The following is a 15,801-nucleotide window of genomic DNA, read 5'->3' as shown; positions in this document are numbered from 1 at the left end:
ACTACGGTTACTAACTACCCTCTCGCCAGGCCCGCCACAGTCGTGCGTACCGGCCGCCCAGAGCGACCAACTCCTCGTGAGTTCCCTGCTCCACCACGCGCCCCGCGTCCAGCACGGCGATCCGGTCCGCCGCCATCGCCTGGGTCAGCCGGTGCGCCACGAACAACGTGGTCCGGCCCGAGCACGCGGCCAGCACGGCCCGCTCCAGCTCGGCGGCGCCCTCGCTGCCCGCCTCCGCGGTCGACTCGTCCAGCACCACCACCGGCGACCGGCCCAACACCAGCCGGGCCAGGGCGACCTGGGCGACCTTGGTGACGTCCAGGCGCTCGCCGCCCTCGCCGACCATGGTGTTCAGCCCGTCGGGCAGCGCGTCGACCCACTCGTCGGCACCGACCGTGCGCAACGCGTCCATCAGCTCGGCGTCGGTCGCTTCCGGCGCGGCCAGCCGCAGGTCGTCGGCGAGCGGACCGGAGAACACATGCGTCTCCTGCGTCAGGATGCTCACCAAGGCCCGTGCCCCGGCCTCGTCCAGACCGGCGAGGTCGGTCGACCCGACGCGCACCGACCCGGCCTGCGGGGTCCCGATGCCCGCGATCAGCGCGGCCAGGGTCGTCTTGCCCGCGCCCGTCGCCCCCACCAGCGCGAGCGAACCACCGGCCGGGATCGTCAGGTTGACATCCCTCAGGACCGGCTCCTCGGTGTCGGGATAACGGAACGTCAGCCCCTCCACCGTCACCGGGTACGGCGCGGCGTCCGGCGACGCGACGGCCGCGTCGCCCACCAGCCGGTCCTCCGCGGCCTCCCCCAGCACCCCGACCAGCCGGGTCAGGCTCGCGCCCGACTTCTGCGCCTCGTCGAAGGTGAACATGATGGCGCCCAGCGGGGTGAACAGCCGGTGGAACAGCAGCGGGGCCGCCGACACCTCGCCCAGGGTGGCGGCATCGGCCTCCAACAGGGCGTACCCCACCACGAGGATCAGGACCAGCCCGATGAACTCGGCGCGGTTCTCCCTGCCGACGAAACGGCCGAAGAACCGGAACACCTCGATGCCGAGATCGCGCACCCGCCACGACTCAGTGGTGACCTTCTCGCGGAAGGCGTCCTCGAGGCGGTACGCCCGGACCGTGTCGATCCCGTTCAGACCGCTGATCAATGCCTGCGCACGGTCGGCCTGCGCCGCCCGCTGCTTCTGGTAGAGCGGGGCGGACCGGGGAAGATACCAGCGCAGGGCCAGCGCGTACGCGGGTAGCGCGCCGGCGCCCGCCAGGCCGAGCCGCCAGTCGAGGCCGAACATGCCGACCGTGGCGATGACGACCAGCACTCCCGCCGAGAACACCGTGGGGATGGCCGTGCGGATGCCCTTGGAGATGACGGCCACATCGTCACCCACCCGGGAGAGCACGTCCCCGCGGCCGACCTGTTCGATCCGTGCGCTCGGCATGCCGAGCACCGCCCGGACGGCCTGCTCGCGCAGCTGCGCGAGCAGATCCGCGCCCAGCCGCCCGATCAGGTAGGTCGACACCGCGGTGGCCGCCGCGCCGAGCAGCGCGGCGGCCACCATCAACACCCCGATCGTGACCAGGATCGAGCGCGGTTCGCCCTCGACCACCCCGTCGACCACCCGGCCGAGCAGGAGCACCGGGACCACCTGGAGCGCCGCCCCGGCGACCGTGGTGAGCACGGTGGCGACCGCCAGCCATGGCACCTCGCGGCAGTGCGCCCCGACCCATCGGGTGGCCTCGCGTCCGGTCGCCGTGCGCAGCATCGCCGGGGCGACACGCGTGTCAGTGGTACTCACACCTACTCGGCCGACTTGACGAGCTCGTCGACCGCGTACGGCATGGACAGCAGGGTGCCCTGGGAGATGGCCGCGCCGACCGCCGGGCCCTCACTGTCCAGCAGGTACGACACCTTGCCGTTCTTGACCGCGTCCAGGTTGGCGAACAGCTTGAACTTCTTCAGCGCCTCCGTGTCCGCCTTGTCGTTGATGACGAAGATGCGGTCGACGTCGACCAGGTCGACGCGCTCGGGGGAGAGTTGGGTGTAGAAGCCGCCGTCCGCGATCTTGTCGATCTCGGTCTGGTACTTGAAGCCGATGCCGGTCGCCAGCCGTCCGCGCACGTCGGTGGAGGTGAACGGCGCCACGGAGTCCTTGTACCAGGACAACACGACGGACGTCTGGTCCGCGAACGCGGGGTGTTCCTTCTTGGCCGCGTCGAGCTTGCCCTGGATGTCCTCCACCATCTTCTCGCCCTCCTCGGCCTTGCCGAGTGCCTTGGCGATGTGGAGCGCGTTGTCCTGCCAGGGCGCGCTGAACGGCTCCTTCTCGGCCTTGGTGCGGCCCACCGTCGGGGCGATCTTGGAGAGCTTGTCGTAGGCGGCCTGGTCGATCTCGGAGTAGACCGCGACGATCAGGTCCGGCCGCAGGGCGGCGATCTTCTCGTAGTTGGGGCCGGAGTCGCCGTTCTTCATGACGACCTCGGGCTTGGTGTCGCCCCACTTGTCCTTCACCCAGGGCCACTGGGTGTTGATGTCGGGGGTCTTGCCCGCGGGGTTCGGGTACTGGTCGACCATGCCGACCGGCTTGATGCCGAACGCCAGGATGGTCTGGTCGTCCGTGTAGCCGACGGAGACGACCCGCTTGGGAGCCTCGGTGACCTTCGTGGATCCGAACGCGTGCTCCACGGTGACCGGGAACGCGCCGGCGGCGGCCGGGGCGTTGTCGCTCGACGTGTCCCCCTCGTCCGCCGAGTCGGAACCACACCCAGCGAGGAGGCCGACGCCGAGCGTCGCGGCGGACAACACCGCCGCCAACCGCCGCCAAGGCTTCATGAGCGCCGTTCTATGGAGGAGCATCCCAAGTCCCTTGCTATCGCACCGATCCGCCACCCCTGTCTAAGGGCAGGCAAACCTTACCCCGCAGAAGTGAGGTTAGCCTAGCCTAAGTTGGTCTTGTTCTTGCCGGGACCTAGCCGAGCTGGACGTGGGTGCGGCCGATCGGCACGATGAGCGGCCGGCGGCCCACCGGGTCGTCGATCACCTTGGCGCGCAGCCCGAACGCCTCGTGCAGCAACTCGGCGGTGATCACGTCACGCGGGTGCCCCTGCGCCAGGATCGACCCCTCCCGCATCACGATGAGGTTGTCGCTGTAGCGCGTGGCCAGATTGAGGTCGTGCAGCACCATGACCACGGCGCACCCCGACTCGTGCAGGTCGTCCACCAGGTCGAGCACGTCGATCGCATGCGCCAGGTCCAGGTAGGTGGTCGGCTCGTCAAGGAGCAGCAGGTCGGTGCCCTGGGCCAGGGTCATCGAGATCCAGACGCGCTGACGCTGTCCGCCGGACAGCGCGTCGACCGGACGGTCGGCCAGATCGGACACCCCGGTCATGGCCAGCGCGCGCTCCACGACGGCGGCGTCGTCCGACGACCACTGCCGCAGCCAACTCTGGTGCGGATGGCGGCCCCTGGCGACCAGGTCGGACACCGTCAGCCCCTCCGGCGCGACCGGCGCCTGCGGCAGCAGGCCGAGCTTCTTCGCCACGTCCCTGGTCCTGAGCCTGGCAATGTCCTCGCCGTCCAGCACGACCGTCCCCTTGGCCGGTTTGAGCAGCCGCGACAGGGTCCGCAACAGGGTCGACTTCCCGCAGCCGTTGGGGCCGATGATCGTGGTGATCACCCCTGGTGGGATCGCCACGTCGAGATCGTCGATGACGGTCCGGGTGCCGTACCCGACCGTGACGCCCCTGGCTGCCAGCCGTGAGGCGTCATCGACCCCGGACTCGATCTCGGTGATGGACTGAGCGACCACAAGGCCCCCTCGTTTAGGTCTGCCTGACTTTGTATCAGCTATCTGCGGTTCGCCCGCACCAGCAGATAGACGAGGAAGGGGCCGCCGATCGCGGCGGTGACCACGCCGACCGGGAGACTGATGGGCAGTGCCGTGCGCGCGACCAGGTCCGCGCCGATCAGCAGCAACGCTCCCACCATGCCGGAGGCCACCAACGGCGGCGTCGGGCACCTCGCCAGACGCATCGCCACCTGCGGCGCCACCAGCGCGACGAACGGGACCGGGCCCGCCGCGCTCACCGCCACACCGGCCAGCAGCACCGCGCACAACAGCATGACCGCCCGCACCATCGAGTACCGGACGCCCAGTCCCGCGGCGACCTCGTCGCCGAAGTGCATCGGTTTGAACTGGAACGCGACGCACGACACGACGGCCATGAGGACGAGCGTGCCCCAGAGCGCCACCCGGACCTCGTCCCACGAGCGGTCGTCCAGTGAGCCGACCAACCACGCCTGGGCCTGGGCCACGTCCCTGATGTCGGCCGTGACCAGCAGCCAGGTCGTGATCGCCTCCATCACGGCGCTCACCGAGATGCCGATGAGGATGAGCCGGAAGCCGTCGATCCCGCGCCGCCACGCCAGGAAGTACACCAGCAGCCCGGTGCCGAGACCGCCCGCGAGCGCCGCCGCGGACAGACCCACGGAGCCGACGATCGCCGCGGCGGTCCCGCCCGACACCGTCACCAGGAACACCGCGACCGCGCCGGCACCCCCGGTGATCCCCAGAATGTCCGGGCTGGCCAGCGGATTGCGCGCGATGGACTGCGTGATCGCCCCGGACACCCCCAGCGCGATCCCCACGATGAGCCCGGCCAGAGCACGCGGCATCCGCAAGTCCATGATCACGAACTGGTCGACCTGCTCACCCCGGCCGAGGATCGTGGCGACCACCTGGGGCAGGCCGATGGGGAAGTCCCCGACGCCGATGGACACGCAGAACACCAGGAAGGTCGCCGCCGCCAGCAGCAGCGTGACGAGGACGATCCAGGGCCGCCATACGAACGACACGTGGCCGAGCCGCACGCCCGGCGCCACCGATGGCTTCACGTCCGTCCCGCTTGGCTTCACGTCTGTCCGGTTCGGATTCACGTCTGTCCCGTTCATGCGTTCTTGAACTTTCCGCGCCACACGAGAGCCGCGAAGAACGGGGCGCCGAGGAGAGCGACGACGACACCCGCGTCCAACTCGCCCGGCCGCACCACCAAGCGCCCCACCACGTCGCAGACCAGCAGGACGATGGCTCCGAGCAGACCCGCGTACGGCACGAGCCAGCGATAGTCCGGCCCGGTCAGATACCGGGCCACGTGGGCCACCATGAGCCCGAGAAACGCGATGGGGCCGCACGCCGCCGTCGCCGCGCCCGCGAGCAGGGTGATGGCGACGATGCCGATGGTCCGGCTCAGCGCGATGTTCACACCCAGCCCCCGCGCCACGTCGTCACCCAGGTTGAGCAGGTTGATGGCGGGCAGCGTGGTCAGTGCCAACACCAACCCGGCCGCGACGAACGCGGCCACCGGCCAGATGACGTCGAATCCGACACCGGCCACGGAGCCCGCGTTCCAGAACCGCAGCGCGTTCAGCGATGCCTTGTCCGACAGCGCGACCGCCGTGGTCATCGCCGCGAGGAACACCGTGATCCCCTGCCCGGCCAGTGCGAGTGTCAACGGGTTGCCGGCTCCCCGGCCGATGCTCGCCAACCCGAACACGACGACACCGGCGACCGCCGCCCCCAGGAAGGCGAACCAGACGTACTGGAACGGGTTGGAGAATCCGAACAGGGCGACCACCGACACCACGGCGAACGAGGCGCCGGAGTTCACCCCCAGCAGGCCCGTGTCGGCGATCGGGTTGCGCGTGTACCCCTGGATCAGAGCCCCGCCGACTCCGAGGGCGATGCCTGCCACGATCGCGAGCACCGTCCGGGGCACCCGCACGGTCTGCACGATGAGCCGGATCTCGGTGAGTTGCTGGTCGGAGTCCGGCACCGCGAACAACCCGTGCCACACCTCGGCGGGACTCAACGCGCGCGCACCGACGGCCAACGACAGCGCCCCCGCGGTCACGAGGACCGCCACAAGCATGCCCAAACCCACAACCCGCCGCCGACGGGCCTCTGTTGTGCCCCTGGGCGCGGGGCGCTCAACTGCAGTCGTGACCATGTCGACGTACGTTATCCCTTAGGTGAGCCTAAGCTAAACCCGACAAGCTGTCGACAGGGCGACTGGACAGCAGGCGCCAGGTGAACCCGCCAACTGGGGCACCATATGCGCCCGTTGCAAACTAAGGTAAGCCTTGCTTTACTTTCCCCGGTCAATCCCTGCCCTGAGGAGGAACCCCATGCGGGTCGTCATGTTCGGTTACCAGACCTGGGGGCACCGCACCCTGCAAGCCCTCCTGGACTCCGAACACGACGTGGCACTGGTCGTGACGCACCCCAAGAGCGACCACGCGTACGAGAAGATCTGGAGCGACTCCGTCGCCGACCTCGCCGAAGAGCACGGCGTCCCGGTGCTGATCCGCAACCGCCCTGACGACGACGAGCTGTTCGAGCGTCTCAAGGAGGCCGACCCGGACATCATCGTGGCGAACAACTGGCGGACGTGGATCCCCCCGCGCATCTTCGACCTGCCGCGCCGCGGCACGCTGAACGTCCACGACTCGCTGCTGCCGAAGTACGCCGGCTTCTCCCCGCTGATCTGGGCTTTGATCAACGGGGAGCCCGAAGTGGGCGTCACCGCGCACATGATGAACGACGAACTCGACGCCGGCGACATCGTCCGGCAAGAGGCGGTTCCGGTCGGACCGACGGACACCGCCACCGACCTCTTCCACAAGACCGTCGACCTCATCGCCCCGGTCACGATCGGCGCGCTCGGCCTCATCGCCGCCGGGCAGACGGAGTTCACCCAGCAGGACCGGTCGCAGGCGAGCTTCTTCCACAAGCGGTCCATCGAGGACAGCCGTATCGACTGGGCCTGGCCGGCGGAGGACCTCGAACGCCTGGTCCGCGCCCAGTCCGAGCCGTACCCCAGCACATACACCTTCCACAAGGGCAAGCGCCTCGAAGTCCTGGCGGCGGTCGTGTCCCAGGGCCGGTACGGCGGCACTCCCGGCCGCATCTTCTATCGCGAGGGCGACGGCGTGGTGATCGTCGCCGGAGCCGACGCCCGCACCGGCGGCAACCACGGCCTGGCCATCACGCGCGTACGGACCGAGGACGGCCGGGAGTTGGCCGCGACGGAGTACTTCTCCTCCATGGGCGGTTATCTGACCACCCGCCCCTGACGCGCGGGCCCCACCACCGCGCTCGCCGCCGAGCGTGCTCGCCATGCCTGTAGGCCCCGGTACGGTCCCGGGGGCCGACAGGACATCGCCGCCGTACGGACCACCGGTCCGCGCGGCGGCGATCGTCTTCGTGCCCGCGTGCGGCCCGCCCCTTCTCGCGCTGCGCGCTCCTGGACGCCGACCGGATGTGCTGTCGCTTGCCGGCCGCTACTGCATGCCTCCGTGCGCCGGTCGGCCATCTATGTGACCAAGCAATGCGTCCATGAATCCTGTCAGGTCCATTGCAACGTCAATCAGCTGCCCCCTACGCTCACGCGGTCTTTCTCATGAACTCCGTTCACATAGATGATTGGAGAGATCGATGAGTGCAAGACCTCGTTTAGCCGCCCTGCTGGTGGCGGTGGCCACCTTCACGGCGGTCGTCCTCCCCACCGCCTCGGCCCACCCGGTGCCGAGGGTCCCGAAGACCACTGTCCTCGACGGCGTGCGGCTCCAGCAGACGAAGCTCCGGCTCGACCGCGGCGATCACCGACTGCGACGTACGCTCAAGCAGTTGACGACACGCGCCGACACCTGGCTCGACAAGGGCCCCTGGACGGTCGTCGACAAGCCGCGGCCCGCGCCCGGCGGTGACGTCCACGACTACCTCAGCCAGGCCCCGTACTGGTGGCCCTCGCAGCCCAGGACCACCGACAACCCCTGGGGCTGCCCGTACGTCCAACGCGACGGCGAGCGCAATCCGGAGGTGGACACCGGAACCGACCGTCAGGACGTGGAGAAGGTCTTCGACTCCACGTACGACCTCTCCCTCGCCTGGTACTACACCGGCGAGCGGAAGTACGCGGAGAAGGCCGCATCGGTGCTGCGCACCTGGTTCCTCGACCCGGCCACCCGGATGAACCCCCACCTGAACCACGCCCAGTTCATCCCTTGCAAGTACGACGGCCGGGCGATCGGCATCATCGACTTCTCGCAGTCCTTCACCAGCGTCCTCGACGCGATCGCGATCCTCGACACGGGGGCCCCGGGCTGGACCCGTCAGGACCGCTCCGCGATGCACGCGTGGAACATCGACTTCCGCGACTGGCTGGTGAACAGCGCCTTCGGCAAGGAGGAAGGCGCCGCGAAGAACAACCACGGCACCTTCTACGACATGCAACTCGCCGCCCTCGCCCATGCGACCGGTGACAAGGCGCTGACGCGCCGGGTCGTCCTCGACGCCCGCGCCAAGCGCATCGACCCGCAGATCGCCGCGGACGGCAGCCAGCCGCAGGAGCTCACCCGGACGCGGAGCTGGCACTACTCGACGTTCGCCCTGGTCGCGTACACACGTTTGGCCGCCGTCGGACGGCATGTGGGAGTGAACCTGTGGTCCTACGAGGGGCCCAACGGGCAGAGCCTGTTCAAGGCAGTCGACTACCTGCTGCCTGCCGCCTCCGGAGCCGCGCCGTGGCCACATCCGGACCTGGAGTTCCGCCGGTACGCAGCCACCGACGTGGTGCACGCGGCGGCGGACGCCGGGGACCCCGAAGCGCGGGCGGTGGCGGCCCGGTTGGAGCCGCCGCCCGGCGGTGACCTCTGGGAGCTCAGGCCCGCGGCCGAGCAGTTGGACTCGATCGCGGGGTGAGCGACCGCGTCGGTGACAGGTGAACGGGTACGTCGGTCGCGCGGCGGTGCTCTCCGGGCATCACCGGGCGTCACCGGGCGACCGACGTACCGGAAGACAGTCCCGCGACAACGATCAAGAGGTCACCTCGAATCAACTCGAAATGACCTCTGACCTGCTGCTTCGCAAGTCGGGACGACAGGATTGGAAGCTGCGACCCCTTGACCCCCAGCAATGCGGTCGATCTCGGTTTGAAGCCTTGGACGGCCGTTGCGCGCCGGAGGGAGCAGTCATTGGCAGTTGACGGACGTTGCGCGTTGGGCGAGCCCTTGTCGGGTTCCAGAACTCGGCCTGGCCCGGTGACCAGCAGCGATGGATAGAGCACCACGCGCCGTGAAGGATCTCGGACTGTGTCGCTACGTCTGCTCTACCTGGTCTTCGCCCGGCTGCTCGGCTGGCCGGCGCTTCTCTGCCGTTCCTCAGCGTCCAAGAACATCGAACTACGAGGGCGCGTACCGAGTCGTGATCAATGAGTACCGCAGCTTCCGGGGCGGGTGCCCCGTCGGGGGTACGGGGCCCGGCGATCTGCGGCTGCGCCGTGTGGGCGCGAGTGACCGGAAGCGATGCCGCAGGCAGGCAGCGGGGCCCGAGGACCCCGGCTGTGTGCCATCCGGGACGGTGCGTCAGAGCATGGTGAGCCGGTCCACCAGCAGCTCCGTCCTGCGCTCGGTGTCCTCCGGCGGGAGCCGTCCCGCTCGGGTCAGGGTGGCCAGTCCGTGCAGGGACGCCCAGAACGTCTCGGTGAACAGCCCCGGGTGCACGCCGTCCCCGGCGACCTCGCTGAGGCACTCCAGCATCGCGGCGAAGCCGTCCTTCAACGGTTCGGGGGTGTCCTCCTGCGCGTACGCCAGGCCGCCGTCGAGCTGGAACAGGGCGTCGTAGACCGCCGGATGGCGTTCGGCGAAGGCGAGGTATGCACGGGCGAGGGCGGCGACCCGGGCGCGGGGGCCGTCGGCGGCGGCGGTCGCGGCCCGCATCGCCACGGCCATCTCGGAAGCGCCCTGCAGAGCGACGGCGCCGATGATCTCGCGCTTGCCGCGGAAGTGGCTGTAGAGGACGGGCTGGCTGTATTCGATGCGTTCGGCGAGCCGCCGGGTGGTGACCGCGTCCCAGCCCTGCTGCTCGGCGAGTTCGCGGGCCGTGGCCACGATGAGGCGCTCGCGGCTGACCCGTTCGCGCTGCTTGCGTTCCTGTACCGACATGATTCGATCCTAGCACCGCTAGACAATCGAGCGTCAGCAGATATAGCGTTGCATCATCAGCTAGCAACGCTAGATTCCCGGAGAGGTCATCATGCTCAATGCGCTCGAGGTCGTCACCATCGTGGTCGTCGGCGTGATGGTGGGGGTAGAGTCCTCCGTCCCCTTCTTCAGCAACCCGATCCTCAACGCACTCCCCGGCGACAACGGCCTGCGCGGCCGCGTCCACGGGGCCCGACTGGGCGGCGCCGTGATGCCGTTCTGGTACATCGGCTCGCTCGTCCTCGTCGGGGTCTGGGCCGTCGCCGGATGGGACGACGATGGCACCGGCCTCGTCGTGACCGCCGCCGCGCTGCTGATCGTCAGCGTGCTCATGTCGATCCTGGTGCTCGTCCCGATCAACAACCGGGTCAAGACGTGGACCGCCGGCAGCCGGCCGGCCGACTGGAAGGAGCAGATGAAGCGCTGGGACCGCTGGCACTACGTCCGCGTCGCCGTCATCATCGCCGCCTTCACCTGCCTGGCGGCCGCCCTCACCTGAGCCCGCGGGCCGGCGCGGCGCCGGTGACGCACAATCCCCACTCCCCGGGCGGCAGCGGGCCACCGAAATCCCGACGTCCGGGCATGCAACTGCCGCTGAGAGTCCACACCTGCGATCCCGACAAGCTACGCCCCTCGATCACCTGCGCGGCTCTCGGCTCTGGTTCGGGTGAGGTCTGATCGGCAGCGGATACGCAGGTGTCGGTTCCTGTCAGCAATCGGGGCGCCGTTCCGCTCAACTCACCGAGCAGGCGAACCGACAGGAGCAACTCATGAAGCACCGCATCGTCGTTCTCGGCGCCGGCTATGCCGGGGTCTACGTGGCCGGGAACCTGGCCCGCCGGCTGTCCCCGGCGGACACCGAGATCACCGTGGTCAACGCTGAGCCGGACTTCGTCGAGCGGCTGCGACTGCACCAGCTCGCGGCCGGCCAGGAGATCGAGGCTCGCAAGCTCGCCGACGTCTTCGCGGGCACGGGGATACGGCTGCGCCTGGCCCGTGTCACCGCCGTCGACCCCGAGCGTCAGATCGTCGCCGTGGCCGACGCCGGCGGCGACGGCGAGCTCGGCTACGGCACGCTTGTCTACGCGCTCGGCAGCCACGTCGCCGACCGCAGGGCTTCAGCTTGCTGAGGTTCGGTCGTCGGGGCTGGCCAACTGGGAGCTGGCGAGAGCCATGTGCCCCCGCAGCACATCCAGCGCGCCGGCTTCGTCGCCGCGTTCGATGGCGTCGACGATCGGTTTGTGCCGAGCGGCGGACATGGGCAGGCGGCGTTGCTCGTTGCCAGCGCTCATCACGGTCACCCGGATCGGGCCCTCCAGGTGTCGCCACGTCCTGACCAGTATGGAGTTGCCGGACAGCTCGCACAGCAGAAGGTGGAAGCCAAGATCGGCCTCCACCTGGGCGGTGAAGTCGCCCGCCTGATCGAGCCGGATCAGCCCCCGCCGCAGTTCCTCGACCGCGGCCTGGCGTCCGGCGGAGGCGATCACACCGGCGACGGCCAGGCTCTCGAGGGCGGCCCGCACCTCGTACAGCTCGTGCACCTCGGTCGGCGAGAGCCGGTGCACCTGGAGCATGCCCCGGGCGGCGGGAACCAGCAGCCCCTCCTGCTGCAGGTGCCGCAGCGCCTCTCGGACCGTGCCCCGGCTGATGCCGAGCCGGCTGGCCAGCTCGACTTCTCCCAGATGCTCACCAGGCTGATACTGCCCGGCGAGGATCGCGGTCCGCAGGGCGTGCAGGGCCCGTTCCCGCAAGGTACTGCGATCCAAGCTGGACAGGGCTTCTGCGGCCATGGCGGTCACCACCCCTACTCAGTCCACCGGCATGATAACCGACAACAATCATCTGATGACTGTTGACACTCGGCAGTCAACTCGCCCACTATGACCTGCGACACGGCCGTCACGCAGTTGAAACACGCATTTTCAGCCCAGCCGCCAGTCGTCTTTCGGTCACACGTCGCACGCGCTGCGTCACGCGGCGCGTGAGTACACCGTCGGTAAGCGGCCACCGGCGAAACAGCGACTCACACAGCGACGTGCCATCGAAACGCCTCGAATCGAGGTAACAGCCATGACCGCCGCCACTCCGCTCCTGGCCGTTCGCGGCCTCACCAAAGCCTTCGGGTCCACCCGCGCGCTCGACGGTGTCGACCTGACCGTCGGGGCCGGCGAGGTACACGCGCTGCTCGGCGCCAACGGGGCCGGCAAATCGACACTCCTGGCCATCGTGGCCGGCGTCGAGAGCGCGGACGCCGGTGAACTGAACGTGGCAGTCGAGGACTCCCGTGACCACCCGCCGGTGGCCATCGTCCATCAGGAGCTGTCGCTGCTGCCGCACCTGTCGGTTCTGGAGAACATCGCCACACACGAACTGCTGCTCGCCGGCCGGGGACGGGGGCGCCGACGCCGAGCGCGGGCCGCGGCCGGGGCTGCTCTGGCGTCCCTGGGCCAGGATGCCGCCATCGACCTGGAGGCCCGAACCGGCGATCTTCCGCTGGACCGCCAACAGCTGGTGGAGATCGCCCGCGGGCTGGCGCAGGGATCACGACTGCTGCTGCTGGACGAGCCCACTGCCTCGCTGAACCGGCCGCAGGCGGAGCAACTGTTCACCGTGCTGCGCGGGCTGACTGCCAGTGGGGTGGGAGTGGTGCTGGTCAGTCACCGCTTTCGGGAGATCCGCGAGGTGGCCGACGTGGCCACCGTGCTACGCGACGGACGCACCGTGGTGGATCGGGTGCCGTTGACCGACATCGACGACCGGGCCCTGCTGGCGTCCATGGTCGGGGACGCCGTCCGGGCACTCGACCGGCCGGTGCCCAAGGCCGACCCGGCGGTCGGTGAGCCGCCTCTTCTCGAGTTGCTGGACTCCGAAGCGCCACTGCGGGTCGACCCCGGCGAAGTCGTCGGTGTCACCTCTCTCGATCCCAGTGCTGCCAGCGACCTGCTGCTGCGGGCGTGGGGTGACCGCCCTCACCCGCCCGGGCAGACGATGCGGGTCCTGGGCCGGTCCACCGCCCGCTGGTCGCCTCAGCGCGCGTTGCGCGCGGGCGCCGGCTACGTCTCGGGCGATCGGGCCCGCGACGGTGTGCTGGGCAACCTCAGCGTGCTCGAGCATCTCCTCGGCCCCCAGCGAGTGGCCCGGCGTCGCCTGATCGCCCGCCCGGACGTGGCCACCGCCCGGCAGCTGGTCGACCAGTTCGCCATCAAACTGTCCGACCTCGCAGCCCCGCCCGGGGCACTCAGTGGCGGCAACCAGCAGAAGGTGCTGTTCGCCCGCTGGGCCCCGCTGGGGGTACGGCTGCTGCTGCTCGACGATCCCACCCGGGGCGTCGACATCCACGCCAAGGTGGACATCTTCCAGGCCGTCGACGAGGTCGCCGCCGCCGGTGGCGGTGCCTTGTGGTGGTCCTCCGACCCCGAGGAGTTGGCCGCCCGATGCCATCGGGTGCATGTGCTCGCAGGCGCCCGTGTCACCGCGACCCTCTCCGGCTCCCAGCTCAGCGAGACGCGGATCGTCGACGCCCTGAACGCGAGCAGCACTCCGGCCGCCGGGGCGCGGCCTCGACCCGCCGGCCCCGCAGAAGGAGGACCTCAGTGACCACCGTCCACACCGACAAGAACGACATCAGCCCCGGCCCGGGCCAGTCTCTGCGCTACGGCGGGCCACGGCTGCTGCAGACCGCCGCCCGGTTCCGGGTGGAGCTGGTCATCGCCGCCGCCTGTGTCCTGGTCGAACTCCTGCTCAGCACCGTCCAACCGGCCGCGATCAGCAGCGGCAACATCACCAACATCGCCCAGACCGCCGCCCCGCTGGTCATCATCGCCCTGGGGCAACTCCTGGTCATCACCACCGCTGGGATCGACCTGTCCGTCGGATCGGTGTTCTCCCTGACCGGAATCGCCGCCGCCGCCCTGCTCAACCACGGCGCGCCCACAGGCGTCGCGGTGTTGGGGGCGCTCGGCCTCGGCGCCCTGTTCGGCCTGTTCAACGGCGTGTGCGTCGCCGTGCTCGGACTGGCTCCGTTCATCGTCACCCTGGTCACCTACTCGGTGGCCGCCAGCCTCGCCTTCGTGGTCACCAACGGCAACTCCCAGCCGGTCAGCTCCGCCGGCTTCGGCTCCCTCAACTCCGGCCACTACCTCGGGATACCCAATTACCTGCTGTACGTGATCGTGCTGGTCGTCCTCCTGCAACTGCTGCTGTCCGGTACCACCCAGGGCCGCTGGCTGTACGCGGTGGGCAGCAACGAGCGCGCTGCACGGCTCATCGGGGTGCCAGTGCGCAGCATCAAGCTGGCCGCCTACACCGCGTCCGGGCTCCTGGCCGCGTTCGCTGCCGTCCTGTCCGTTTCCTACCTGGCCAACGCCGAATCCACCGCCGGGACCGGCCTGGAGCTCCAGGCCATCGCCGCCGTCGTCATCGGCGGCGCCAGCCTGTTCGGCGGGGTCGGCTCCGCGGTCGGCGCCCTCACTGGAGCAGTACTCGTCGTGGTGATCCAGAACGCGGTGAACCTGCTCGGGGTCAACAGCTTTTACCAGGGCACCATCACCGGCCTGGTCATCCTCCTCGCCGTGCTCGCCGAGCGCCTCACCCGCCGCAGCCGCACCCGCGGTGCCTGATCCGCCCGTCGCAAGCCCCCACCAGCAGACCGGCGGATCGGCGAGCACCCCACCAGCAAACCCTCAGAAAGGACGAACCCATGCGCTCAACCCGTTCCCGCAGAGACCGGAGAGCCCGCAGATCGACCGCCCTGTCCGCAACCGTCCTGGCCACGGCCCTGGCTGTGGCGGGCTGCCAGGACAGCAGCTCGGCCGCCCCTGGACAGGCCAAGACCGTCAAGGGCATGAAGGTCGCCTACCTCGCACCCTCACTCGACATCTCCTACTGGCAATGGGTCTACTCCGGCGTCCAGCAGGAGGCCCGCAAACACGGCATAAAGGTCACCCGGTACAACGCCAACAACTCTCCCAGCGCGCAACTGGCCAACGTCAAGACCGCGATCGCCGCCGGAGCCGACATGATCGTCATCGGTCCGGTCAGCTCCACCAGCACCCCACCGGTCCTCGCGGCGGCCAAGGCCGCCAAGGTGCCCATCTCCTTCGCCGGCATAGGCCCTCAGCCCGGCGCCACCGACTACACGTCCGCGATCACCGCGGACAACTACCGCACCGGCGTCGACGAGGGCGGCTTCATCTGCAAGCAGGCCAAGAAGCGCGGCGGCAACAAGATCGGCATGCTGTCGCTCCCACAGGACAGGGAGAACGCTCAGAAATATCTGCGGGGAGCACGGGAAAGCTTCGCCCGCGACGGCTGCAAACTGGTACAGATCCTGCAGAGCCACAGTCTGACCGTCAGCGAGGCGGTCTCCCAGACCAACGACCTGCTCACCGCCCACCCCGACATCACCGGCATCTACGGCATGTATGACGCGGCCGGCACGGGCGCGGCCAAGGTGCTGAAGACCCGCGGATCGGTCGGCAAGATCGCCCTCGCGACCGCCGACGGCAGCCCCACCACCGTCGCGCTGCTCAAAGAAGGCGCCATCCAGGGACTGTTCCTGCAGGAGGCCGTCGGACAGGGGATCCAGGCCGTGACCCAGAACGTCAACGCCATGCTCGGCAAGCCGGTGAAGAAGAACGTCCCGCTCGCCGAGCCCCTGGTCACCACCGAGACGTTGAACTCGCCCGAAGCCCAGAAGGTGTTGCGGCGGACCTACCCGCCGTCGGCCGGTCCTTACAACTGACCAACCGAATACGGAGACCG

13 protein-coding genes and 1 pseudogene are annotated in these 15,801 nt (G+C 69.4%); 7 read left to right on the top strand and 7 right to left on the bottom strand.

Annotated features, from left to right (window positions below; translation table 11 throughout):
• Positions 1–10 precede the first annotated feature (10 nt).
• The 5 genes from FE633_RS01145 to FE633_RS01125 form a co-directional block, all read right to left on the bottom strand.
• Positions 11–1,798 (bottom strand): ABC transporter ATP-binding protein, encoded by a 1,788-nt coding sequence (locus FE633_RS01145; protein ID WP_138043085.1) that lies wholly within the window; start codon positions 1,796–1,798, stop codon positions 11–13.
• Positions 1,799–1,800: 2 nt separating this feature from the next.
• A complete protein-coding gene (locus FE633_RS01140; protein WP_138043084.1) occupies positions 1,801–2,856 on the bottom strand; it encodes an ABC transporter substrate-binding protein in 1,056 nt (351 codons plus the stop codon).
• Positions 2,857–2,968: 112 nt separating this feature from the next.
• Positions 2,969–3,808: an ABC transporter ATP-binding protein gene (locus tag FE633_RS01135; RefSeq protein ID WP_138043083.1), complete on the bottom strand. Its 840-nt coding sequence runs from the start codon at positions 3,806–3,808 to the stop codon at positions 2,969–2,971.
• Positions 3,809–3,846: 38 nt separating this feature from the next.
• Positions 3,847–4,950, bottom strand: coding sequence for a FecCD family ABC transporter permease (locus FE633_RS01130; RefSeq protein ID WP_138043082.1), 1,104 nt, complete (start codon positions 4,948–4,950; stop codon positions 3,847–3,849).
• The gene (locus FE633_RS01125; RefSeq protein WP_138043081.1) at positions 4,947–6,005 is read right to left on the bottom strand and encodes a FecCD family ABC transporter permease; all 1,059 of its coding nucleotides are present in this window, start codon (positions 6,003–6,005) and stop codon (positions 4,947–4,949) included. Before FE633_RS01125 ends, FE633_RS01130 begins: the two co-directional genes overlap by 4 nt.
• A gap of 178 nt (positions 6,006–6,183) precedes the next feature.
• On the opposite strand from FE633_RS01125, the gene FE633_RS01120 reads away from it, so the two are divergent.
• Both FE633_RS01120 and FE633_RS01115 read left to right on the top strand, forming a co-directional pair.
• Positions 6,184–7,131, top strand: a complete 948-nt coding sequence (locus tag FE633_RS01120) for a methionyl-tRNA formyltransferase (protein WP_138043080.1) — start codon at positions 6,184–6,186, stop codon at positions 7,129–7,131.
• Between the two features lie 361 nt (positions 7,132–7,492).
• Positions 7,493–8,758: an alginate lyase family protein gene (locus tag FE633_RS01115; RefSeq protein ID WP_138043079.1), complete on the top strand. Its 1,266-nt coding sequence runs from the start codon at positions 7,493–7,495 to the stop codon at positions 8,756–8,758.
• A 662-nt stretch (positions 8,759–9,420) separates the two neighbouring features.
• Here the strand turns inward: FE633_RS01115 and FE633_RS01105 are convergent.
• Positions 9,421–9,999, bottom strand: a complete 579-nt coding sequence (locus FE633_RS01105) for a TetR/AcrR family transcriptional regulator (RefSeq protein WP_138043078.1) — start codon at positions 9,997–9,999, stop codon at positions 9,421–9,423.
• A gap of 91 nt (positions 10,000–10,090) precedes the next feature.
• Here FE633_RS01105 and FE633_RS01100 point away from each other — a divergent pair, with 91 nt between their 5' ends.
• The gene (locus FE633_RS01100) at positions 10,091–10,537 is read left to right on the top strand and encodes an anthrone oxygenase family protein (RefSeq protein ID WP_138043077.1); all 447 of its coding nucleotides are present in this window, start codon (positions 10,091–10,093) and stop codon (positions 10,535–10,537) included.
• Between the two features lie 271 nt (positions 10,538–10,808).
• Positions 10,809–11,144, top strand: a pseudogene (locus tag FE633_RS01095) (FAD-dependent oxidoreductase); the annotation flags it as partial.
• A gap of 12 nt (positions 11,145–11,156) precedes the next feature.
• Here FE633_RS01095 and FE633_RS01090 read toward each other — a convergent pair.
• On the bottom strand, positions 11,157–11,828 hold the full coding sequence (locus tag FE633_RS01090; protein ID WP_171059752.1) for a GntR family transcriptional regulator: 672 nt from the start codon (positions 11,826–11,828) through the stop codon (positions 11,157–11,159).
• 280 nt (positions 11,829–12,108) lie between these two features.
• Between FE633_RS01090 and FE633_RS47685 the strand changes: the two genes are divergently transcribed.
• The 3 genes from FE633_RS47685 (at position 12,109) to FE633_RS01075 (ending at position 15,781) form a co-directional block, all read left to right on the top strand.
• A complete protein-coding gene (locus FE633_RS47685) occupies positions 12,109–13,635 on the top strand; it encodes an ATP-binding cassette domain-containing protein (RefSeq protein WP_138043076.1) in 1,527 nt (508 codons plus the stop codon).
• Positions 13,632–14,657, top strand: a complete 1,026-nt coding sequence (locus tag FE633_RS01080; RefSeq protein WP_212747141.1) for an ABC transporter permease — start codon at positions 13,632–13,634, stop codon at positions 14,655–14,657. Before FE633_RS47685 ends, FE633_RS01080 begins: the two co-directional genes overlap by 4 nt.
• An 80-nt stretch (positions 14,658–14,737) precedes the next feature.
• Complete coding sequence (locus FE633_RS01075) at positions 14,738–15,781, top strand: substrate-binding domain-containing protein (protein ID WP_212747140.1); 1,044 nt, start codon at positions 14,738–14,740, stop codon at positions 15,779–15,781.
• Positions 15,782–15,801 lie beyond the last annotated feature (20 nt).

The organism is Streptomyces montanus, assembly GCF_005786655.1.
GTDB lineage: Bacteria > Actinomycetota > Actinomycetes > Streptomycetales > Streptomycetaceae > Streptomyces > Streptomyces sporangiiformans.
The sequence above is the reverse complement of the archived record's forward strand: the minus strand, read 5'-3'. Positions and strand labels throughout refer to the sequence as shown.